Here is a 446-nt window from a genome sequence, read left to right on the forward strand (position 1 = left end):
CTACCATTTATAGTTCTCCTTTATTTCTATATATATTATTATATCAAATTGCTTTCACTTTGTCAAGCATTAGATGTTATTTTTTTATTTATTTCTGCTTTTAATTGTAATGCCCTAACTAATGCACGCTTAGAGTAATCATTTTCGCAAGCGTTATGCAACTTTTTTGACTGCTTTACTAGAAATTCAGCACGATTTAGCCATACTTTGAAAAGTTCATCATTGTGCCATTCTGCTTTTACCATTTCTTCTAATGCACGATACATCCAGCCATACACTTCAGCATGTAAATTAATCGCTTTGTTTTCATAATTAATCATTTTCTGTTACCTTACCTTGTCCTTTTGCTAAGTCTAAGAAAGCCTGTGCTGATTCTTTCGTTACTTCTTCAGGAGTTTCAACCTTTACTTTTTCCACTAGTTCGCTATCTGGTTCTTTTTTAGATT

The 446-nt window shown here is 32.1% G+C and carries 1 protein-coding gene; it reads right to left on the reverse strand.

Translation table 11 applies throughout. The features are described 5' to 3' along the window. Positions 1-62: 62 nt before the first annotated feature. On the reverse strand, positions 63-320 hold the full coding sequence (locus FDW96_RS03120; RefSeq protein WP_137365209.1) for a hypothetical protein: 258 nt from the start codon (positions 318-320) through the stop codon (positions 63-65). Between the last annotated feature and the right edge of the window lie 126 nt (positions 321-446).

The organism is Citrobacter sp. TBCS-15, assembly GCF_005280815.1.
In the GTDB taxonomy this organism is placed as follows: Bacteria; Pseudomonadota; Gammaproteobacteria; order Enterobacterales; family Enterobacteriaceae; genus Citrobacter; species Citrobacter werkmanii.

What these genes read in the sequence shown, in the direction of transcription:
- FDW96_RS03120 (WP_137365209.1), bottom strand. Translation starts at nt 320, where the DNA reads ATGATTAATTATGAAAACAAAGCGATTAATTTACATGCTGAAGTGTAT.